General features: G+C 61.2%; 15 protein-coding genes. 11 read left to right on the plus strand and 4 right to left on the minus strand.

Annotation, left to right across the window (positions count from 1 at the left end):
- Window positions 1-162 precede the first annotated feature (162 nt).
- The 3 genes from AC30D9_RS00745 to AC30D9_RS00755 are packed head-to-tail and all read left to right on the plus strand — an operon-like array spanning window position 163 to window position 6,058.
- Window positions 163-1,455, plus strand: a complete 1,293-nt coding sequence (locus tag AC30D9_RS00745; protein WP_490143187.1) for a hypothetical protein — start codon at window positions 163-165, stop codon at window positions 1,453-1,455.
- On the plus strand, window positions 1,452-3,449 hold the full coding sequence (locus AC30D9_RS00750) for a hypothetical protein (RefSeq protein ID WP_490143188.1): 1,998 nt from the start codon (window positions 1,452-1,454) through the stop codon (window positions 3,447-3,449). Before AC30D9_RS00745 ends, AC30D9_RS00750 begins: the two co-directional genes overlap by 4 nt.
- Window positions 3,446-6,058, plus strand: coding sequence for a DEAD/DEAH box helicase (locus AC30D9_RS00755; RefSeq protein ID WP_490143189.1), 2,613 nt, complete (start codon window positions 3,446-3,448; stop codon window positions 6,056-6,058). The genes AC30D9_RS00750 and AC30D9_RS00755 overlap by 4 nt, the downstream gene beginning before the upstream one ends.
- A gap of 226 nt (window positions 6,059-6,284) precedes the next feature.
- Here the strand turns inward: AC30D9_RS00755 and AC30D9_RS00760 are convergent, their stop codons facing one another.
- Window positions 6,285-7,199 carry a LysR family transcriptional regulator gene (locus tag AC30D9_RS00760; RefSeq protein ID WP_109754039.1) on the minus strand — a complete coding sequence of 305 codons (915 nt, stop codon included), beginning with the start codon at window positions 7,197-7,199 and terminating at the stop codon, window positions 6,285-6,287.
- Between the two features lie 257 nt (window positions 7,200-7,456).
- On the opposite strand from AC30D9_RS00760, the gene AC30D9_RS00765 reads away from it, so the two are divergent.
- The 4 genes from AC30D9_RS00765 (at window position 7,457) to pgm (ending at window position 13,886) form a co-directional block, all read left to right on the plus strand.
- Window positions 7,457-8,482, plus strand: a complete 1,026-nt coding sequence (locus AC30D9_RS00765; protein ID WP_109754040.1) for a zinc-dependent alcohol dehydrogenase family protein — start codon at window positions 7,457-7,459, stop codon at window positions 8,480-8,482.
- A gap of 681 nt (window positions 8,483-9,163) precedes the next feature.
- Entirely contained in the window at window positions 9,164-10,654 is a 1,491-nt protein-coding gene (locus AC30D9_RS00770; RefSeq protein ID WP_490143190.1) for a hypothetical protein, read from the plus strand.
- A gap of 96 nt (window positions 10,655-10,750) precedes the next feature.
- Complete coding sequence (locus AC30D9_RS00775; RefSeq protein WP_490143191.1) at window positions 10,751-12,148, plus strand: aminotransferase-like domain-containing protein; 1,398 nt, start codon at window positions 10,751-10,753, stop codon at window positions 12,146-12,148.
- A 91-nt stretch (window positions 12,149-12,239) separates the two neighbouring features.
- Complete coding sequence (gene pgm / locus AC30D9_RS00780) at window positions 12,240-13,886, plus strand: phosphoglucomutase (alpha-D-glucose-1,6-bisphosphate-dependent) (RefSeq protein WP_490143192.1); 1,647 nt, start codon at window positions 12,240-12,242, stop codon at window positions 13,884-13,886.
- Window positions 13,887-13,951: 65 nt separating this feature from the next.
- On the opposite strand, the gene AC30D9_RS00785 is transcribed toward pgm, so the two are convergent.
- Window positions 13,952-14,647 carry a pirin family protein gene (locus AC30D9_RS00785; RefSeq protein ID WP_490143193.1) on the minus strand — a complete coding sequence of 232 codons (696 nt, stop codon included), beginning with the start codon at window positions 14,645-14,647 and terminating at the stop codon, window positions 13,952-13,954.
- Window positions 14,648-14,884: 237 nt separating this feature from the next.
- Here AC30D9_RS00785 and AC30D9_RS00790 point away from each other — a divergent pair, with 237 nt between their 5' ends.
- Complete coding sequence (locus AC30D9_RS00790) at window positions 14,885-17,350, plus strand: UvrD-helicase domain-containing protein (RefSeq protein WP_490143194.1); 2,466 nt, start codon at window positions 14,885-14,887, stop codon at window positions 17,348-17,350.
- Between the two features lie 119 nt (window positions 17,351-17,469).
- On the opposite strand, the gene AC30D9_RS00795 is transcribed toward AC30D9_RS00790, so the two are convergent.
- On the minus strand, window positions 17,470-17,748 hold the full coding sequence (locus AC30D9_RS00795) for a DUF1652 domain-containing protein (RefSeq protein WP_003201764.1): 279 nt from the start codon (window positions 17,746-17,748) through the stop codon (window positions 17,470-17,472).
- A 193-nt stretch (window positions 17,749-17,941) separates the two neighbouring features.
- Window positions 17,942-19,405, minus strand: a complete 1,464-nt coding sequence (locus tag AC30D9_RS00800; protein WP_134924314.1) for an MFS transporter — start codon at window positions 19,403-19,405, stop codon at window positions 17,942-17,944.
- Window positions 19,406-19,530: 125 nt separating this feature from the next.
- On the opposite strand from AC30D9_RS00800, the gene AC30D9_RS00805 reads away from it, so the two are divergent.
- From AC30D9_RS00805 to AC30D9_RS00815, 3 genes are all read left to right on the plus strand, one after another.
- Window positions 19,531-20,436 carry a LysR family transcriptional regulator gene (locus tag AC30D9_RS00805; protein WP_490143195.1) on the plus strand — a complete coding sequence of 302 codons (906 nt, stop codon included), beginning with the start codon at window positions 19,531-19,533 and terminating at the stop codon, window positions 20,434-20,436.
- A gap of 333 nt (window positions 20,437-20,769) precedes the next feature.
- Window positions 20,770-22,227, plus strand: coding sequence for a serralysin family metalloprotease (locus tag AC30D9_RS00810; RefSeq protein WP_109754048.1), 1,458 nt, complete (start codon window positions 20,770-20,772; stop codon window positions 22,225-22,227).
- Window positions 22,228-22,298: 71 nt separating this feature from the next.
- Window positions 22,299-22,721, plus strand: a complete 423-nt coding sequence (locus AC30D9_RS00815; protein ID WP_109754271.1) for an AprI/Inh family metalloprotease inhibitor — start codon at window positions 22,299-22,301, stop codon at window positions 22,719-22,721.
- Window positions 22,722-22,865: the final 144 nt, after the last annotated feature.

Genomic DNA, 22,865 nt, shown 5'->3' on the forward strand with positions numbered 1-22,865 from the left:
AGCCTGCATTCAGGCATGTCCAATCCGAGCGTATCGGCTGTTTCAGTTACACCACTTCCCGGGACACGATCCGACCTGGTTGCGAATGCAGCATTTTGCTATCGTTGGTGGCCTTATGCCAGCTCTAATGCCGATCTTTCCAAGGATGAAGAGGATAGCGTCATGACCATGACCTGGGGGTTGTGTGGCCCGGATCACGTGGGTAGCGAGCGACGCACCCGCACACTCGATATCGGCGCGGCGGTGCGCGAGTACAACGAGCGGGCCGTACCCGGCATGGGCGCTGTCTGGTACGCCAAGCAATTGCTGCTGGCGACCCTGGGTGTTGCCTTGGCCCAGGCCTTGCGCCGGCACGGAATGACGCATTCGAATATCGCCGTGGCCAATGCCGTCGAAGCCTTGGGCTGCTATTTCGCACTCACCCACCACAACGGCCAGGGTGATAGTCGGGTGCGCGGTTCGGAGAAATTGCGCGGCAAGGCCGGCTTTGACTTCAAGACCCTGTGCAAGCCCGGCTTCTATGTCAGCCAGCCGATGCGCATGGGCTCCGGCCAGGCCTTGCTGGCCCTTGGGCTGGTGCGTGCCCAAGGCGAGCGCTTCAATGCCTTCGTCTGTACGGACTTTGGCCGGGAGTTCATCAATGCCTGCTGCGAAGATGACGGCGCGCTGCTGGAGGCCCTGGTGCAGTGGGCGCTGAAAGGCCGTGCCGTGGGCGAGCTGAAACCCGGCGTCCGGCAGTTGCTTTCACCGCTGCACGGGTTGCCCGCAATCGCTCGTGCGTTGCTGTCACGGCATATTTACAGCGGCGAAGGCGGAGGGGAGCGCCGCGTCGCCATCCGTCGCTGGCTGGCCGCCCGTCACGCAGAGCCGGCGGGAGCCTTAGACTGGCGCCTGCGACCTGATGCCATTGACCCCGAGCATTGGAACGACCTGCACTACGGCGCGTTGTTCTTCCAGGTCCAGGATGCGGCCTACGATGTGCTCAACGCACTGGAGCAGCATCTGGCGGTACTGAGCACCCTGCGCTTTAGGTTGGGCAGTATCCTGCCCGAGCGTATCGCCACGCGCCTCGATCACCTGCGTCAACTGGCACGCCTGTTCCTTGACAATCCGCTGGCGCAACGGACGAACAGTGTGGCCGAGGCCTTCTGCCGCGAATGCGCGGACCCCGACGATGCGAGCCTGCTGACCCACCTGGTCCGCCGTGACGACCGGGTGTTGCGTCTTCGCGGCCGGGAGGTTGTGCCCGGCGCTGCGTTCATGCATCAGGGCGCACCAATCGACAGCGATCCGGTGACCGACGAGGTTACCGAGGCGCCAGCCCATGCAGCGCTGCCCGCCTGGATCTCCCACCGTGTTGAGCGCCTGCGGCGTCTGGACCAGGATCTCCAGGGCCTGGCGCAGGCCAGTACTTCAGCGACCCCGAGCACAGCCATCGAAGAGGTGAATTCATGAGCCAGGTGCCTGCTTCTCTCGTTCGGCACTTCGAGGCGCCGGAGGGTTTCACCGGTCAGTTCGGCTGGCTGTGCGGCTTTTCCGCAGACGAGGGCTTCCTCAACGAGGCCCTTGAACGCTTCACCTACCAGCAGGCCAATCAGCGTGCCTACGCCGGACAGACGCTTCTGGCGCTGATGCTGGATCCGCGTGCGGTCCAGATCGACCCCATCGGGGTGCCTGGCCTACTGCACCTGCCGTGGGCCAACGGCGAGTTGCCATTCAACCTGATGCACGCCAAGGTGGCGCTGCTGGCGTTCCGCAGCACGGACACCAGCGGCGCCTGGTGCCTGCGCCTGCTGGTGCCCACCGGCAACTGGACGCGGCAGACCCTGGAACAGAGCCTCGATTTGGTCTGGTGCCTGGACTTGCGCAGCGATGATCTGTCGTCGCCATCTGACGCCACCCGGCAGGTGTGCGCGGACATCAGCAGCGCCTGGGGGCTGGTGGACTGGCTTCGCACCCATTACGACCGGCGTACGCTGCAGGCCAATCCGCTGACGACCGCTGCCGTGGCGCAACTGGACGAGTATCTGCTCAAGCAGGTCAAGCCCTGGTCATCCGAATTGACCCCGCGCTTCTTCCATAACCGCAAGAAGTCCCTGCTCGACCAGTTGCCAGCCAAGGTGCTGCATGCCTCGGGCCGTGGCAGCGCGCGGAACTACCTGGCCATGGGCTCGGGTTTTTATGAATCGTCCTTGGCCGACGATCAGTCATCGGTCCCGCTGAGCATCGTCCGGCGCCTGCGCGGTGAAGAGGGCGAGCCCCGTCTGTTGACGGCGAGCAGCTGCGTGGACCTGTTCGTCAACGAGGCGAGCTGCCAGGGCATCGCTGATTCCGTCCCACTATTGACGGCGGCAGGCATCAGCGTAAAACCTGCGGTCCAGCCGGCCTGGTTTGCTGAGCAGCCCCAGCGCACCATGCACGCCAAGTTCATCTTCAGCGCCAGCGAGGTCGGTGACTCGGGAAAAACCGCCAGCCCCTGGCTTTACCTGGGCTCGGGCAACCTGACGCGACAGGGTTTCACCCTGCAGATGGGACCGGGGCGCTCGAAAGGCAACTTGGAGGCCGGGGTGGTCTTCGTCCCTGAACCGATGAACTGGTATCCGGCAAAGCCGGGTGTCGCCGACCCGCAAGCGATCGGCTATCGACTGCCGGTCCAGTGGGATCAGGAGTGTGCCCCTGAAAACCTGCGCCAAGGCCAGGAACTCGAGGTGGGCGACGAGTTGTTCGCCGCGGCACCTGTGGCCTATCTGGTCTGGCGGGATGCAGAGACGCCGGAGCACGGCTGGTTGAGCGCCGACGCGCTTGCGCAGCCGGCCTGCTCGCTGCTGGACACGTCGGAACAGGTGTGCGCCTGGGTCGAGGGGCAGGGTTTCGTCTGGTCCGGGCCACGACCGCGGCAGGTGCGGGTGGCATGGCAGGACGCCGGGGCGACCCGTACCGCCGTGGTACCGGTGCTTGACGGATTCGGCCGTTTGGCCGCCACTGGCTTGCCGGACATCAGCCTGGAGGACGCCTGGCTGCAGCTCGACGGATTCCCATACGCCCCCAGCGAAGACGAGTTGCCCAATGCGTTTGATCCCTCCCAGGACCCGCCTGAGCGGAAGGGCAGCCGAGCATCTGCGGGGGAGGCAGCGCGCTACCCGATCCGGCAGATGATGGAACTGATCGAAAGCATCGCCGAAAAACAGACCGCCCTAGAGCCTCGGGACTGGCCGCTGTGGTGTGCGCGCCTGGAGCAGTCCCTCAGCCAGGCTGCCGGCTGCGAGCTGTTGCAGCAGTTCCTGGCCCTTGAGCTCAATCCTCTCCACGCGTTGCGCCAACCGGCATTCAGGCCAGGTTTCGCGGAAACGGCGGATGGCCCGGAAGGCCAGCGCTACGAGACGGCACTAAGCACTATCGAAGCTCATTGGAAGCTCGGCAGTGCATTTCCCTTGGGAGTTGCGATATGACACGGACGGACTTCAGCTGGGTGAAGGTTTCGGCGGCCCTGCGCAGGCGGGTGGCGGAGCAGGAGCAACTGGCGGGCGAAAAGGGTGAGGCGGCTGCGCACTTGAACAAGGGCCAGCGCGCCAGCGTGCTGGCGCTGGCCGAGCGCATCGGCGAACACGGCGTCGTGCTGGCCGACGAAGTGGGCATGGGCAAGACCCGTATCGCCGTCGAGCTGATTTGCGCGGTCAACGAGGCCGGAGGCCGCGCCGCGATCATCGCGCCGCCGGGGCTGGGCTATCAGTGGCAGGACGAGTTGAACCGCGGCGGTGTCGCCGTGCCTGTTATGCTTCGCGGGCTGCTGGGTTATTTCGAAGCCTGGGGGGGCGCCGAGGTCAGTGAGCAGACCCCGTGGTTCGAGGTGCCGACGGTGCTGCTGTCCCATGCCTTCGCCAATTGGCGCCTGGGGGAGGGTACCCGGCGCTGGCGCAGGGAGCTGGTGCCCGAGGTTTTTGCGCAGTGGCGCAAGGCAACCGCAGCCCGGTATCCGAACGGTTATCTGCACTCTGGCGAATACGATGAGTGGGTCACCAGTGCCGCAGTCAGCATCGTCAATGTACTCCGGGAAAATCCGCGGCAACCCGCCAGCACCTGGTTGAGCGACGTCACTGCACATCACCCTTGGCCTCACCCGGACGTCTATACCGACTACGGCAACGGCAGCCTCTATCGAAGCTGGCTAGAGCAGACCGTCGGGATTGGCCTGGGTGCGTTCGACCTGGTAGTGATCGACGAAGCCCATAAAGGTCGCGGCAGCGACGGCGGCCTCAGCCGCTTGCTCGGCATGCTCTCCAGCGCGGAGCAATGCCGACGCCTGTGCCTGACTGCGACCCCCGTGGAATTGAACGTCCAGCAGTGGCGGCAGACCTTCCAGCGGCTGGGGCTGGACGAAAGCGTGTGCGACCGGCTTCAGCCGGTGATCGACGACTTTGACCAGGCCATCCGTCACCTGCGCATCCACTGGCGCTCAAGCGACACCGCGCGGCATCGTTATGAGGCGGCGGCCAGCGCCTTCCAGACCATGCTCTGCCCCTATCTACTGCGCCGGGACAAGCGCGAAGACGCCGACGTCCTGCGCTTCACCGAGCGCACCCGCGGGGAGACCCATCGCAATACCCGCGAGCCGGTCAGCGTGGATGTTCAGCGCCTGGCGCTACCCTGGCGTCAGGCCGTGTGCGCGACCGAGGCGCTCTCGGTTGCGTCGCGGCTGGAGGAAAACGCCACGGCCAAGCGCCTGCGCCTGACCCTGGCCAACGGTCACGGGATCGCCGACCTGCTTGGGCAGATCAACGAACCCGTGGAACCGTCCGCATCGACGCCGGACGAACCACTCAATCCGCTCGATGAAAAGCGCCAGCAGCGCGTGCAATGGTGGTTGAAGAGCGCTGCACAGGCGTTCCAGCGACCTCATCATCTGTTCGAGCATCCGGCGATCCTGGCCACGATCAGCGCTATCGAAGCAGTGCATGAGCGCAAGGAGAAGGTCCTGGTGTTCGGTCGCTTCACCGCGCCCATGCGTGCCATGGTGCGCCTGCTCAACGCCCGGGAAATGCTGCGCAGACTGGACGCCGGTGTGTACTGGCCGCAGAGCGTTATCCGCGCCGATGCCACGGATGATCATTGCGAGTGGGCCGCAGTACAGGTTGCCCATTGCCAGTTGCAGTCCCCTCTGGACCTTGCTGCGATCCCCGACCTGCTGGCCCGCCAGTACAACAGCCAGGGCGCGCGCCGCGAGCAATTGCGCCGACGCCTGCTGGAGTGGCTGGATGCGGGGCTGGGCGAACACGAGCAAGTGCCCCGGGCCATGTTCAGATGCCTCAGGGACGCCGAGCTCAACAAGGACCTGGCTGATGCAGCCGAGAAACATCCCGTGGCGCTGTTCACCCGGGCGATCCTCGACCTGACCGGCGATCTGGCCGGATCACCGACCCCCGAGCAAGTCTGCGCGGCCTTCCGCCAGTTGCTGGAGGCTGCCAGCGACCGGTATGCGGACGACAGCGACATCGCCCAGGACGAAGTGGCCTTGCAATGGAAGCCGCTCCTGGCCCGCCTGCAGGATGAATATGCCCATCAGGAGGGTGGTTTTGCCCGTTTGATGTATGGCGGCACCGAGCAGTCCACCCGCCGCCTGTTGCAGATGGCCTTCAATCGCCCCGACAGTTTTCCCCGGGTGCTGGTGGCCCAGTCCGCCGTCGGCCGCGAAGGTCTCAACCTGCACCTAGCCTGCCGCACCGTGATCCTCATGCACCCGGAATGGAACCCCGGTGTGGTCGAGCAGCAGATCGGCCGGGTCGATCGGGTGGGCAGTCACTGGAGTCGCCAACTGGACGAAGCGTTGGAGCGGGATATTCCAGCGGCGGAGCTACCACGCATTGATGTGCATCCGGTGATCTTCCGAGGGACCTACGATGAACATAACTGGCAGGTTTTATTGGAGCGTTGGGATGATCTACGTGCTCAGTTACATGGCGAGGTGATCCCTGCACGAGAGGCTGAGGGAGATTTGGAGTATGAGAAGGTGTTGGCGAATTTGCAGGCTAGCGCGCCTTGCTTTTCTCCGTTGCGGCGATGAATGCAGACTGTCATCGCGATGGTGTGCTGGTCAGGATATTGCCCAGATGCTTGGCTGTTTGCGAGCCGCCTCTACAAGACAACGATGACGGTTGGGGGCATCCTTTTCAAACCAGTTAAAGTATGCCCTCAAATTTGCCCCAAATGTAGCAATTAGCTGGAAGTAAATGGCTCTTCAAGGCTAGGAAAAGGCTGAAATGATCAGCTAACAAGCATTCGCGAAAGCCTTAAAGACTCTCAGGGTCGCCAAAAAACATCTGAATCCGCGAGCGCAACCAGCGTTCCCCCGGGTCGTTGTCCTGGGACCCGCGCCAAGCCATGTGCAGTTCGAAGCTGCGCACCGGTATGGGCGGGTCTTCGGCGCGGACGCCGCCGGCGGCGGTCAGCGCGTCGGCGGTGTAGTCGGGCACGGTGGCGACGATGTCGGTGCCCGACAGCAGGGTGCTCAGGCCGTTGAACTGCGGTACGGCCAACACCACATGGCGCTTGCGGTCGAGTTTCGCCAGTTCTTCATCGATGAAGCCGCTCAAGTCCCCTGCGAAGGAGACCAGGGCGTGGGGGCGAGCGCAGAACTCGTCCAGGGTCAGTCGGCCCGGCGCGGTGTCGGCCCGCAATACTTTGGGCAAGCTGCGGCGCAAGACCTTGCGCTTGGCGTTGGCCGGCAGGTCATCGGTGTAGCTGACGCCGATGGAAATTTCGCCGGAGGCCAGCAAGCTCGGCATCAGAATGTAGTTGACCCGGCGCACCACCAGCACAATGCCGGGCGCTTCGGCTCGCAGGCGCTTGAGCAGCATGGGCAGCAGGGCGAATTCGGCATCGTCCGACAGGCCGATGCGAAACACCGAGGTGCTGGTGGCCGGGTCGAATTCCGCCGCGCGGCTGACTGCCGTGGAAATCGAATCCAGGGCTGGGGAGAGCAGGGCGAAGATCTCGACTGCCCGGGCTGAAGGCTCCATGCTGCGGCCGGTGCGCACGAACAACGGGTCATCGAACAGGCTGCGCAGGCGCGACAGCGCGGCGCTGATGGCCGGTTGGCCCAAGAACAGCTTCTCGGCGGCGCGGGTCACGCTGCGTTCATGCATCAATGTTTCGAACACGATCAACAGGTTCAGATCGACACGCCGCAGGTCATTACGATTCATCTGGGGTCCTGGCAGATTCGGCAAGCTTGACGTGAGCGGCCATATGGGAACAATGGCCGGCATGAATCTTACGGGGAAAGGCTGGTACTCTGCACCGGCTAATTGCGTTTTCTTAGGTTAAGTCCTACAGGATTGGTTGGTTTTTCTTGCTGCGGAATCAATGACAGGCATGTCGACTATTAATAGCCACTGATGGTCTTGGGTACAAAGCCCGGATAGAGTTCATGGCATTAGAGGTTACTTTGACGAGGTTTGCGATGTCCCGCACGATCCGTTTTCACAAGTTTGGTGGTGCCGAGGTGCTCAAATGCGAAGAGCATGCGGCGGCTCTTCCTGCGCCAGGAGAAGTGCAGGTCCGCGTCGAAGCGATCGGCATCAGTTGGTACGACACCTTGTGGCGCCAGAACCTGGCGTCTTCCCAGGCGCGCCTGCCTTCGGGCCTGGGCCACGAGATGGCCGGGGTAGTCACGGCTGTCGGCGATGGTGTCGATGATTTGGCCGTGGGCGACAAGGTCGCCAGCTTCCCTGCCGAGAGTCCGAACGATTATCCGGTGTACGGTGAAGTCATCGTGCTGCCACGCACCGCCCTGACCCGTTATCCCGACGTGCTCAGCCCGATCGAAGCCGCCGTGCATTACACGCCGCTGCTGATTGCGTACTTCGCCTATATGGACCTGGCGCGGGTCAAGCCCGGGCAATTCGCCCTGGTGACCGATGCCAGTCATTGCGCCGGTCCTTCCTTCGTACAACTGGGCAAGGCCCTGGGTGTGCGGGTGATCGCGGCCACCAAGACGGCTGACGAGCGGGAGTACCTGTTGTCGCTGGGGGCCGAGAAGGTCATCGTCACCGAAGAACAGGACTTGCTGATGCAAATCAACAAGCTCACTGACAACCGCGGCGTCGATGTGGTCTTCGACGGCCTCGGCGGGCCGCAGATGTCGCTGCTCGGCGACGTACTGGCGCCCCGTGGCAGCCTGGTGCTGTATGGCTTGCAGGGCGGCAACCAGACGCCGTTCCCAGCCTGCGCGGCGTTCCAGAAGAACATTCAGTTCTTTGTGCACTGCATCGGCAATTTCACCGGCAAGCCGGAACTGGGCATCCTCCAGGACCATGTGGCCTTGCAACGAGCACTGCGGGATATCAATCAATTGACCGCCGATCGCGTGCTGTTGCCACTCAAGACTCGGGTCTTCCCGTTCTCCGAGTTTGTCGAGGCTCACCGCTACATGGGCGAGTGCCCTTGCCGTGAACGCGTTGCCCTTCAGGTCGTCGACCCGGCCTGAATCCTGTCTTGCGCAAGAGTCATCACCTCGGCTCTTGCGCTGCCGTCCTGATCCCCATCCTCTCTCACGGCAGTTCCTGCCTGCCTGGCTGGGCTACGTTCGTAGCTCGCCATTTCGCACCCCGAATTGCCTGCCCCGGCTCGCTCAAAGACTGAGACGGTTTGTCGGCCAACATCTGAACTGGTTTTTGCCCTCAATCTGTATCTTCTAATCAGTGTTTAAGTCTTGATAATTGAACACTGATTTCCATATCAAGGAAGAAGTCGTGGTGCGGTATAACTTTTTCGAAGGTCTTCGTCCTTCAAGGCCCGTTCAAAAGGCAACGAGCATTAATTGGTGCGGGGCTATCTATCGATCCTGGGGAAAACAGGGTGGGGTAGAGCATCATTTAAAGTTCGGCAAGTTCTTTATTTCTCGTGCTCATTATCTGTGGGACGTTGTCGGAATTCTCCTAGGACGCTCCGGTCGGCCGGCGATGGTCCCGGTTTTAAAGGCCCTCGGCGATCGCTCGAAGGGGCGAAGGCCGACCCTCAGCATATGTATCAAATAATTACGACAAGCAATGCTTGAGCGTATTGCTAATACTCTTTGAGTACTAGAACTACCCATCTAGACCAACACGTCGCGCAGTCACGTTGGTGCGGGTGCGACGCCGATAGTTGAATTTCCAGGTAAATGGCTATGAGTGCAATTCATGAGCAGGCAATGACTCACGTGTATCAACAGATATTGCAACGGCTGTCGGGTTTTTATTCCCGGGCAGAACGTACCGCGTTGCAGCTTTTGATCCAGCGTTTAATTGTCGCCGCCGGAGGCATAGACCGGATTGGCGATTATCGGGTGTTGACGGTCCAGAACGGGAGCCGGGAGAGTTTTTATGTGCTGACCGCCTTGCGCGCCGCACAGTTGAGCATCGCCGGGCGCCATCCGGTGACCTTCGCCTTGCGCGTTGCCACGCCACGCCTGAGCGAGACCACCCAGGCGACGCTGGAAAACATCCACCGCTGCTACAGCGCGCTGTTTGTCTACGATGACCCCCGGGTCGAATTGCTGATGGCGGATAACCGCGAGGTGTTGCCGTTCAATCACCGGCAGCCCTTGTCGGTGGCGGGGCACGAAGCCAATCGCATGGACCTGCTGGTCCTGGGACACCTTCGTGCGGCCGACAGCCCCCTGGAGATTGGCGATGACGGCTACCTGGCGATGGCCGAGTTCTACCGGCACATGGCTCGCTGGGAGTCTGGCGTGGATTCGTTGGTCAGCAGCGATACGCCGCGCCAGCAAAAACAATTCATATCGGGCCTGCGCCGCGCCACCCGCAAGATCGGCCTGATGACCGACCACCCCTGCGGTTTCGACAACCTCTTTGCTCATCTCGACTCCCTGGGCGGTGATGTCTACCGGCATTTCTATGGCCCGGATCGCCTCGATGCATGGCGACCCGAAGGCCATTTCGAGGCCTGCCGACGAGTGGGCCACGTCGGCATCGACGACCTGATCGTCGACCGTTCGGAGGGAACCAACTGGCCGCTCTTCAACGAGTTCCTGCGGGTACAGACCGAAGGTCTTGTCCCATCAGCGCCCGAAAACGAGTATCTCAGCCCGCTGCTGTCGGCTCATTTGCATGGTCTGCAGGCCTGCTACCTGCAAGGCCGCAGCTATGAAACGGGCTACGGGGACTACGTGCAACGGGCGATCATGATCATGCATCGCAAGCAACTGCCGGAGCACGCCTGTGAACAGGCTCGAGCGCTGTTCGGCTCTCCGTCGTCGATTCCCGAGCGTCGTGCCTACGCTGCCCTCGAAGCACAAAAGATCCTGGGGCTCAGCGAAACGCAATTGGTGTGCATGCTGTTCGCTCCTTTCGTGGGGCAGGGCACGGGCCTTGAACACTTTCTGCGTTGCTGCCACCCCGGCATGCTGGTAGCGATGCCGGACCTGCACAAGGCCATGCAGGGTGCGACCGTCGCCGATCAGATCGCGCAGTGGATGGTCGATGTCAGCGGCCTGCCCATCGACATCCTTGGCAAGCTGTACCGGGCAAGTATCTCCCTGCCGGAGCAACCGGAAATTGCCCCGGTCGACGATCTGCAGCAAGCCATTGACAGCGTCGAAGTCGAAGAAGCCGAACCGGCCGTCGGTGAGCGGCACGAACGCTCGGCAAGGCATTGAGGAACGAGGTTTGACTGACTCATCTACCTCGTTCCAAGTCGTTGCCCCCGGCGTTGCGACTGGGCTGGCCGCGACCCGCGCTCCTGGCCTGAGCCGATGAAAGGCTGCCGAGAGACAGACTTCGCCTATCAGGCGGTTTATCGATACCTGACCACGCTGATCAACGAGCTGGAGGTGGATGCACGGGTTCGTCTGCCGTCGCTGCGGCAACTGTCCGAGCGTCTGAACGTGTCGATATCGACCATCCAGTACGCGTATTCGCTGCTGGAAAAGGAAGGGCGGGTCTATTCGATCGCCAAGTCCGGCTACTACGCGCTGCCCGCGCCCAGCATGACCACCCTGGACGGCGGTGACGATTTACTCGAGACCCTGTACGTCAACGCCCGACGGCCAGGCATGCAGGTGCTCAGTGCGGATGAACCGGCGTCGATGCAGCCATTGGATAGCCCGCTGTTGTTGCTCGAGCGCGAATTGCTGCGCCAGTACCCACGCTCTCCGCAGGCGCCTTCGCAACCCTGGGGTGAGCTGGAGCTTCGCAACGCGCTGGCTGCCCGCTACACCTCTTCGCCGGCCCGCTGTTGGAATGCCGATGATGTCTATATTGGCGCCGACCTGCGGGGCGTCCTGGAGATCCTGATCGCGGTGCTGGCCCTCAGGGGCGCCGTGGTGCTGATCGAATCACCCTGCGATTGGACAGTGTTGCGCCTGCTGCAGGCGGCGGAGGTCCACGTCGTCGAGTTGCCCCTACTGGCCGGCGGGGAAATCAATGTCGAGCAGTTGGAACACCTGCTGATGAGCGAAACGGTACGTCTGGTGGTGCTGTCGTCAGTCTTGAACATGCCCAGGGGCACGCTCGTGCCTGAGGAAAACCGCCGCACTATCGCTCATTTGTTGGAGCGGCATGGCACTTGGGTGCTGGAGAACGATAGCCATACAGACCTGGTGTTCGAGCCAAGGGTTACACCTTTTCGAGACTTGCTCGACCCGGATCGGTTGATCGTCTATTCGACGTTCGAGAAAACCATCGGTCCGGAGGCGCCGTATGGCTACGTGTTGTCGCGCCAGTTGACCCTGCACCTGCAGCGACATTTCCTGCTGCGTGCGTTTCGTTTGTCGCCGATTCGCCAGAAAGCCATCGCCCGGCTGTACAGCAACGGTAGGATCGACCAGCACTTGCTGGTCTTGCGGCGCCTGCTGCGCGAAAGTGCGGCTTCGACCACGCAATTGCTGCGCGAGCGGCTGGGGGACAGCCTGCAATGGGCAGAGCCCCAAGGTGGCGCGACAATCTGGATGCAGTCGACGCGACGGGTTGACTTGCGCAGGGTTTTCCATCGACTGCTTGCCCAGCGCATCGTCATCGCGCCGGGGGAGCTGTTCAGCCTTCAGGGTCTGTATGGGCAACATATGCGCCTGACCCATGCCCTGAATGGGCCGCAGGACATGGACACCGCGCTCTGCGCGCTGGCCGATGCCTTGAGGCTCGAACAATCGTAATCGGCGGCGATGGATCGAACCCATCGCGCCATGGTCGAACTGTCAGTAAACTGCACCCCATTTCCCGAGCCACTCCACTCAGAGGTTTTGCATGACAGTCAGTCCATTTGCGGGCAAGCCGGCACCGGCAGAGTTGCTGATCGATATCCCGCGACTGGTGACGGCCTATTACACCGGCCGACCCGATGCTTCGGTTGCAACCCAGCGTGTGGCTTTTGGCACCTCCGGTCACCGTGGCAGTTCCTTTGACCTGGGCTTCAACGAGTGGCATGTGTTGGCAATCAGCCAAGCGATCTGCCTGTACCGCGAAGCCCAGGGCATCAACGGGCCATTGTTCGTCGGTATTGACACCCATGCGCTGTCGACCCCGGCCGGTGCCAGCGCGCTGGAAGTGTTCGCGGCCAACGGTGTGACCGTCATGATTGCCGAAGGTGATGAATACACCCCGACACCGGCGGTTTCCCACGCCATTCTCTGCTACAACCGTGGCCGCACCTCGGGCCTGGCGGACGGTATCGTCATCACGCCGTCCCACAACCCGCCGCAAAGTGGCGGCTACAAGTACAACCCTACCAACGGCGGCCCGGCCGACACCCATATCACCAAATGGATCGAAGCCAAGGCCAACGAACTGCTGGCCAACCAGCTCGCCGGCGTCAAGCGCGTCAGCTACGAGCAAGCCCTGAAGGCCGATACCACCCACCGTCACGACTACGTCAACACCTACGTGGCGGACCTGATCAATGTCATTGATTTCGATGCCATTCGCTCCGCCGGGCTGCACCTGGGCGTCGATCCGTTGGGTGGCGCAGGCGTGCGCTATTGGCCGGCCATTGCCGAGCACTACCGCCTGGACCTGGAAGTGGTGAACACCCACGTGGATTCCACTTTCCGCTTCATGACCGTCGACTGGGACGGGCAGATCCGCATGGACCCGTCCTCCAGCCATGCGATGCAAGGGTTGATTGGCCTGAAGGAGCGCTTCGACGTGGCCTTTGCCTGCGACCCGGACCATGATCGCCATGGCATCGTGACGCCGTCCGGCGGCCTGTTGGCGCCGAACAATTACCTGGCGGTGTCCATCGATTATCTATTCCAGAATCGCCCGCAATGGCGCGCCGATGCCGCCGTGGGCAAGACGGTGGTCAGCAGTGGCCTGATCGATCGTGTGGCCAAGCGCCTGGGTCGCCGCCTCTATGAAGTGCCGGTGGGCTTCAAGTGGTTTGCCGACGGTCTGTTCGATGGCTCCCTGGGCTTCGGTGGTGAAGAAAGCGCCGGGGCTTCGTTCTTGCGCAAGGATGGCGGTGTCTGGAGTACCGACAAGGATGGCTTGATCCCGGCGTTGCTGGCCGCTGAAATGACCGCGCGCACCGGTCGCGACCCGAGCCAGGCCTACCGTGCCCTGACCGATGAGCTGGGCGAACCGTTCTCGGTACGCGTCGATGCCAAGGCCAGCCCGCAGCAGAAGGCGCTGTTGAGCAAACTGTCGCCCGATCAGGTGGCCTCCACCGAACTGGCCGGGGAGAAGATCCAGAATATCCTCAGTCATGCGCCGGGCAATGACCAGGCTATTGGCGGTTTGAAGGTCATGACCGAAAACGGCTGGTTCGCTGCACGTCCATCCGGGACCGAGGATATCTACAAGATCTACGCCGAAAGCTTCATTGGCGACGCGCACCTCAAGCAATTGGTGGATGAGGCACAAACGTTGGTGGATGGGGCTATCACCAGCAAGTGACCTTGCAGGCAAGCCTTGTCTCGACTTGTGGCGAGGGGATTTAATCCCCTTGCCACAAGATCAAGTCAGGCGAGGTCTACGAGAACGATTTCGCTGTCTTCGATGGCGGTCACCCGCAATATCTGTTCGTCTTCAATCGCAACGCCGTCTCGAGCTTGTACACGTAACCCATTGATTTCTATCGATCCTGTAGCCGGAACAAGATAAGCGCGACGTGCGGCGTCCAGTCGATATTCGGCACTTTCACCCGCCTTGAGATTGGCCGCTACCAATCGCGCGTCGGCGCGAATGCGCAAGCTCTGGTCATCGCCGGCCTTGCCACTGGCCAAGGTCACGAAGCCTTCGCGCGAGTCCTTGGGAAATGGCTTGGCGCCCCAGGACGGTGCCAGGCCTTCCTCATTAGGAATGATCCATATCTGGAAAATACGCGTAGCCGTCGATTCCAGGTTGTACTCGCTGTGGGCAATCCCGGTGCCCGCGCTCATGACCTGCACATCACCTGCCTCTGTACGGCCCTGATTGCCCAGATTGTCCTGGTGGGTGATCGCGCCTTCACGCACATAGGTGATGATTTCCATGTCCCGATGCGGGTGTCGAGGAAAACCGCTGCCGGGGGCGATGACATCATCGTTCCAGACCCGCAAGTTGCCCCAATGCATGCGCTGTGGGTCGTAGTACTCGGCGAACGAAAAATGGTGGTGGGCATCCAGCCAGCCGTGATTGGCGGCGCCCAAGGTGGCGAAGGGCCTGAGTTCGAGCATGTTCGTGTCCTTTTCCGCTGAGTGCGAAAACGATGGTTGATGGCGCTATTTTCGCCAAGGAAATCATCGATAAAAAGCTTAAAAAGCGCGTCAAAACCATCGTTTATTTAGATGTAAAATCGCGAGCTCACTTTCACTTCATCACCTAAACCCATGACTTAAAAGCTTTTGGGTGGCACCTGGCGGCAAATACAGACACCATAGCCGCCATGGTTCATGAACACCGGAGTCCCCAGCGTGGCGCAACACACTCCCGATCTTCCTCCCGAGCTTTTATCCCTGGCTCAGATGCCGCTGCTCAAGCGCCTGGCCGCCCGGTTCTTTGGTCATGGGCTGACGCGCTTGCGCGCCCAGCATCGAGCGTCCTGGTTGCATGGCCAGGCCGACGGCTTTCGCAGCGGTCATACCGCCGGTTTTGACTATGGTTACAAGGAGGGCCGGGCCGAAGGGCTTGAGGAGGGTCGTCAGGTCCTGTTGATCCGTGATTCACGCAGCACAGAACATCCGGCACCGCAGGTCGATGATTTACTGTTCGACGACTGGCGCCTGCCGCTGACCGCCGAGCTGAAGAAGCGCATCAAGTCGGATGTCGCCCGATTGCTGCCGGCGCACGCGCAACCGAGTGCCGCGCAATGGAAGATGATTTTCAGCGACACGCCGTCGACCTCGGTGGTCGCCGGGGCCGGTGCGGGCAAGTCCACGACCCTGGTGCTGCGCATTGTGCTGTTGTCCCATTACCTGGGTTTTGAACTGGACTCGATGACCGTGGTGACGTTTACCCGGGAATCGCGCAAGGATTTCATCCAGAAATTGATCGAAGTGTTTGGCCTGTGGGGACGAACCATCAGTCTCAAGGAAGCCCGTGATCTGGTGCGCACGTTCCATTCGCGTATCTTGCCTATGGTCCGCAGCCTGCCCGGGTTCGAACGGCTCCAGGCCTTCGAGACCCTGAGTCATCGTGCCGAAGCGGGTGACGATGATGCCCAGGGCAATCCGTTCGATTTACGCATCAACGACGCCCAGCGCCAGCAGCTCAACGCCTGTTACTACAACCTTTATCAACGGGACGCGCGTTTTCGTGAGCTGATCCAGCCGTTGTCCCGCCACGCCCTGCAACTCAAGGAGCTGGAGCGCGATCACCCGGATGTGCAGAAACGGGTCGCGGTGACCGAGCTGGCAGCCCAGCGCGACGAAGAATTGTGCGATGCCATCGAAGACCTGTGGTTTCGCGCCGGTGCCTGGCCGATCAAGGGTATCGAGCCGAAGCGACAGACGTTCGAGATCAATGGTTCGACGTTCCACTGCCATGGCTACGCACCCTCACTGGATGCCTGGGTGATACTGGGGTTCGATCCGCGGGAAGACGCGCGACTCAGTCGTCCAGGCGCCAAGTTGAGCATCCGTGCGGAATGGGCGGTAAAGCGCACCCTGTTTCAAGCTTTCTGTCGTAAGCCATTGATATGTCTTGAAAGTTATGAGGCGTCAAGGCGTGTAATAGCCTCGATGGCCGGCGATGCCAGCGCAGGGCCGGGGTTCGACTACAAGGTCAAGGGTGAGCTGGGTTCAGCGCCATTGCTGGACTGTTTTGTCGCGGCGGCAGGTTTTATCGAGAACCTTGGCCTTGACGTCCCGGATGCGGTGGGCCGGATGTCCTTCGCCCAGGACGACCCCGACCGGTATTTCTTCGAGGCGTTGAGTCGCTACTGGCGGGCGTTCGAAGATCATCTGCTCGATCAATCCCCGCCGGTCATGACCTATAACCGTATGTTCGCGCTGTTCAGCGAGCACTCGCCGGAAAATTTCAAGTTGCTGGGGGATGCGTTGCTCAGGCCGCTTTCGCACCTGATGATCGACGAGTTCCAGGACGTGTCACCACAGATCGTCTCCTGGCTTCGAGCCAGTCTTCGGGAAATCCGCCGTCGTGGTCCAGCGATGCACGTGGGGCGTGGCGCCCAGCGTTCTTCCTTGTTGTGTGTCGGGGACGATTGGCAATCGATCTATGGCTGGCGCGGCAGTTCACCGAGCTATTTCATGGCGTTCAACAAGCAATTCCCGTCGCCGACGACGACCCGGGTCATGCTCACCGACAACTATCGCAGCCACCAGCACATCATCGATGCGGCTGAACACATCGTGCGCGCCGCCGCGGCTATTCCTGGCAAAAAAGCCAAGGCCAGCGGCAGGGCTCGCTCGCTGAGTCCGGTCAATGTGCTGGATCGAGACGACGAAGGGCTGGCGCTGCGGCTGGAAGAGCACTATCGCAAGGGCGATTCGATCTTGATGCTGTATCGAAAAAGCAGCGATAAATTATTGATAGAAAAGCATATTCAGCCAATAGTTAATGTGGATTCTAGCTTGCCGTACGATGCACGACGACTCAGGCAAATGACTTACCACAGTGCCAAGGGGCTGCAGGCCGACGCGGTGTTCCTGTTGGGTGACTGCCAGCACCTGAGCAGTTCACCCTACAAGAACCAGATCTACCGAATGGCTGGGTTAGGCCAGGATGGAGATGCCGAACCCTACGACACGGCGCAAAAGGACGAGATCCTGCGTCTGGCGTATGTGGGGATCACTCGTGCGGTGCAGCATTGCTACTGGTATGTCGATGGGCAGGATGGCCAGGCGGCCAATGGGCCCAAGGCTTCGGATCGTGTTGCTGCGGACAAGGCCTTTTTTGCTGACCATCGTCGTAAAGGATAAGGGGCTGTGCTCGGGTATGGATATACACACCGATCAATCCAGAACCTAAAAAAAGCGACGTATTCCCCTAAAGAGGAAGACGCCGCTTTTAGCTTTTGAATGATCAGCACCACTCCCTGTCAGGAAGCAAACCGCCGCAACCCCACCGGTGGTACAAAGGCTTCCAGCTCGGCCTCCACCGCCTCGATTATTCGTTCCACATCCGGCGCATTCATCACGGTCGCGCAGGGAATACCCGCAATGGCGATCATGGTCTCGCCGCTGGCACGGTCAAACAGCCGGGCAACCATACTGCCAGGCGCATCCATGCTCGCCTCGAAGCCCATGGGATGGAAGTGCCAGCGCATCAACTGGCAAGCGTTGGGGAACGTAACCTTGCTGAAAGAACCTTTATTCATGTGTTGCCCGCCTTCTTCAATCGAGCGCTTCCTTTTGCTCAGGTCAGGAAGGAAGAGCCATCATGGCTCTACCAGTGAGAACTAAAAATAGCACCTGAAAATGAACCCCATGTGGATTTTTTCAGTCCGTTTTGCGATTGGTTCATTTTTTTTGATCTGGATCACGACTTAAGCGGCAATGTTCAGAATGCCATCACGCTTGGCCGGGGTTGTCCCGGGGCTCGGGTAATGGCTCTGGTACGCGGCATTTCCAGGCGATGCCCAGGGCCAGGGCTACCATCGCCAGGGCGACGGCGAAGGTGGCGTGTAGACCGTTCGTCACTGCCTCGGCGCCGGCACGGGAGATGTCATTCGTCGCCGTCGCCGTCGCAAACACGGCGCCAAGCACGCAAGCTCCAGTGAAGAACCCCAGGTTGCGCGACAGGTTCAGCAGCCCGGCGATGACGCCTCGGCTCTGGGCCGCTACATCGGCCATGACTGCCGTGTTGTTGGCCGTCTGGAAGAACACGTAGCCCAGGGTCGTCACCACAATGGCGGCGACGTAGCCAACGATGCCAAGGGCAGGGGGAACCAGTGACAGCATCAGGCAGCCGACAACCATGGTCGCCAGGCCGGCGAGTCGCATGGGCATTACGCCGAAGCGATCCGCCAGGCGACCGGCAGGGACTCCCGCCAGCGCCGCGACGGATGGCCCGGCCGCCAGCACCAGCCCGACAAGGGCCGCAGGCAGCTCGAGGGCGATGGACAAGTAAAATGGCCCGACCAGCAGCGTCGCCATCATGACCGTCGCGACCAGGGCGCTGGTCGCCAGGCCCGAGACCAGCAGCCGGTCGCGAAAGACGGCCAAGGGAACCAGCGGCGACACCGCCCGGGACTGGGCCCGAATGAACAATCCGCCGCCCAGGAGCGCGATCAGCAGCAGGGCGACATTCAACCCGCCAAAACTCCCGCGCCCGGAGGTCATGGCCAGGGCATAGGCGGCAAGCGTTATCGCCAACAGCAATGTCCCGGTTACGTCGAAGCGTTTTCCTTCGGTCTTCGGTGGCCCTTGTCGCACCGGCAGCGAGTACCACGTCACCCCCAGCGTTAGCAGGCCGAGGGGGAGATTGACCAGGAACAAGGCCTGCCAGCCGAACCCGCCGATCAACATGCCGCCAAAGGACGGTCCAAGGGCTGTACCCACCGCTGACAGCGTTGCCAGCAGTCCCATGGCGCTACCGGTTTTTTCCTGGGCGACCGTTTCACCGACCAGGGCCAGGGTCAGCGTCATCATGATGGCCGCCCCAAGGCCCTGCAGCGCCCGACCTGCGATCAGCCACCAAAGCGAGGGCGCCAGGCCGCACACCGCCGAGGCCAGGGTGAACAGGATGATACCGGCCAATAGCAGCTTGCGCCGGCCCATCAGGTCTCCCAAGCGGCCGACACTGACAATCAGCGTGGTGATTGCCAGCAGATAAGCCAGCACTACCCATTGCACTTGCTGGAAAGAGGCATCGAGCGCCTGGGCCAGCGTGGGCAGGGCCACTGCGGCCACACTGGCGCCAAGGGACGCGAGCAACGTCGAAAGTGCGAGGCTGGCCAGGGCCCAGCGGGGCGAAACGAGCCGGTGTGCGGGCGCGGGTGCCGACCGGTTTTGTTGCGTATTGATAGGTCTCATGGGGTTACCTGCATCGGTGGCGCTCGAAACGGAGCTGTCAGAACGTTACGCCTGGACATAACATGGCGGAAGACGCAGCATTTGCATGTTATAGCTGCACCAAACGCCATCTGCGAGATCCCGCTATGTCCTCGCCCGACCTCAATCTGCTCGTCACCCTCGATGTATTGCTCTCGGAAGGCAGCGTGGCCCGTGCCGCCCGGCGCTTGCGCCTCAGCCCGTCGGCCATGAGCCGGGCGCTGGCGCGGCTGCGTGAAACCACCGGCGACCCGCTGCTGGTACGGGCCGGGCGAGGGCTGGTACCGACACCCCGCGCGTTGGAATTGCGCGAACAGGTCAGCGACCTGGTGCAACAGGCCCAGGCCGTGTTGCGGCCAGTGACGACCCCGGATCTTGGACGCTTGAGCCGTACCTTCACGTTGCGAACCCGTGAAGGATTCGTGGAAAACTTTGCCATCGACCTGATCACCCGGATCCACGAGCAAGCGCCCGGCGTGCGGCTGCGTTTCGTGGAAAAGACCGATCGGGACAGCACGGCGCTTCGTGAAGGCACCGTGGACTTGGAGACCGCCGTCGTGACCAAGGACACCAGCCCGGAACTGCGGACCCAGGCGTTGTTCAGCGACCGCTTGATTGGTGTTGTGCGTGCGGGGCACCCGTTGAGCCAGGCGGCGGTGAGCGCTGCGGGTTATGCGGCGGGCGGGCATGTGGGCGTCTCCATGCGCGGCCTGGATCATGGCCTCATCGACCAGGCCTTGGCGGTGTTGAACCTGTCTCGGGAAATCGTCACCACCGTGCCAGGTTTTTCCTCGGCGCTGGGGTTGGCCCGCTCAAGCGAGCTGATTGCCAGCGTGCCTGAACGCTACACCGCGAGCCTGCGGGTCGGCCTGCACAGTTTTGTGCTGCCGTTTCCGGTGCCTGAATTCACGATCGCCATGCTCTGGCATCCGCGGATGGACGCCGATCCTGTGCATCGCTGGCTTCGGGGCTGCCTGCGGGAAGTATGCGCGCGTAAAACCGTTAAGGTTTAGTAGATATTAATTAATAGCATTTCGCTGGCACTTAGTTGGCGAAAGTGCGACGCCGTCCGCAATTGGCTAGTTATCGTTATTTAATATTTAAATAGAATTTTGTCTGACAATCCGCAACTCGGACAGTTGAGCATGCGCACTAAGCAGGGAGAAACCTATTGTTTATTGGCGTTAAGGGGCAGGGCGTGAAATTGAACGAAAAAAATGACTAGACGTTTGATTTCCAATTGTGTCAGGTTTCTTACGTCCTCATTGGGCGAGTGATAGGACGATCTCGCCAGAGATCGTCTGTCTGACTAAAACTGTTCCATTAGCAAACAAGGAAGTGTGTTTATGTCGAAAGTCAAAAGCAGTGCTATTGATTCTGCCGAACAACTCCTCTGGGCGCCGCAATCATTGGCGGCACCCAGTAATGCTTTCAACCAGATCAATAGTTTCAGCCACCAATACGACCGCGGTGGTAACCTGACCGTCAACGGCAAACCGTCATACTCCGTCGACGAGGCGGCCACTCAATTGCTGCGAGACGGCGCGGCTTACCAGGACCGGGACGGCAGCGGCAAGATCGAGCTGACCTACACCTTCCTGACTTCCGCCTCTTCCAGCACCATGAACAAGCATGGGATCAGCGGCTTCAGCCAGTTCAGCGCGCAGCAGAAAGGCCAGGCCGCCCTGGCCATGCAATCCTGGGCGGACGTGGCCAATGTCACCTTCACCGAAAAAGCCAGCGGTGGCGACGCTCACATGACCTTCGGCAACTACAGCGGCGGCCAGGATGGCGCGGCGGCGTTCGCTTATCTGCCGGGCACTGGTGCCGGCTATGACGGGACCTCCTGGTACCTGATCAACAGCAGCTACACCCAGAACAAAACCCCGGACTTGAACAACTACGGCCGCCAGACCCTGACCCACGAAATCGGTCATACCCTCGGCCTGGCCCACCCAGGCGACTACAACGCTGGCGAAGGCAGCCCGACCTACGATGACGCCACGTATGGCCAGGACACCCGTGGCTACAGCGTCATGAGCTACTGGAGCGAAAGCAATACCAGCCAGAACTTCAGCAAGGGCGGCGTCGAAGCCTATGCCTCCGGTCCGCTGATGGATGACATCGCGGCCATCCAGAAACTCTACGGTGCCAACACCACGACCCGTACCGGCGATTCGACCTACGGTTTCAACTCCAACACCGGGCGCGATTTTCTCAGCGCGTCTTCGTCGTCGGACAAAGTGGTGTTTTCGGTATGGGACGCCGGCGGCCGCGACACCCTGGATTTCTCCGGCTTCACCCAGAACCAGAAAATCAATCTCAATGACGCCTCGTTCTCCGACGTTGGCGGCATGGTGGGCAACGTGTCCATCGCCAAGGGTGCAGTCATCGAAAACGCCATCGGCGGCTCGGGCAGCGATCTGCTGATCGGCAACGCGGTGGCCAACGAGCTCAAGGGCGGTGCTGGCAACGATATCCTCTGGGGCGCCGGTGGTGCAGACAAACTCTGGGGCGGTTCGGGTTCGGACACCTTCGTGTTCGCCGCCAGTTCCGATTCGCGGCCGGGGGCGACGGACCAGATCCTCGATTTCGTCAGCGGCCTGGACAAGATCGACCTGACCGGTATCACCAAGGGCGCAGGCCTGCACTTTGTGAGCGCGTTCACCGGTGCGGCGGGCGATGCGGTGTTGTCGACATCGGGCGGCAACAGCCTGCTGTCGGTGGATTTCTCCGGGCAAGGCGTGGCGGATTTCCTGGTCAGCACCGTGGGCCAGGCAGCGGTCTCGGATATCGTGGCCTGATGTCCATGTCCCGTGGGGGCGGATGCTCCTGCGGGATCCCGGCCAGGATGAAAGCTATGCGTAGAAAATTCATGCCCAGTAGCGTCCAGGCAATCGCCGGGTTATTCGCTACGCTGATGATGTTTTGTGGAGAAAACGCCATGGCGCGCAGCCTGTTGTTAGTTGAACCCTCGCAGTTGGCCGGTCAGTGGCAGGCCGTTTTGTCGAGCCCGCAGGACAATGCGCAAACCCAGGCGATGCAGGACAAACCGTCCAACAGTTGCCTCGTCGAACTCAAGTTGGACCAGACCTTGGGTGGGCAAACCGATTGCCTGGGCCACTGGTTGGGGGATGAACCGGTGCGTTGGTTCACCGAACCCGACGGTCTTTCCCTGATTGGCAGGCAAGACTCCAGGACTCACCTGGGGCTGCGCCAGGGCGATCATTATCAAATGACGTTGAAGTCCGGTTTGATACTCAGGCTTGAACGGAATAAGTCCCAGAGCGCTCATTAACGAGTGAGTACAGTTGATCCGTGATCGAAGCACGTTTGTTTAAATGCACGCGTGTCTCGATACGCGTTTGGCTGTGGGCCAGAACAATAATTGAAGATTGGTAAGTTGAACTAATGGCCGGTTCGCTGGCGAAGCCAACAGCAA

This window comes from Pseudomonas sp. DF11 (assembly GCF_058148565.1).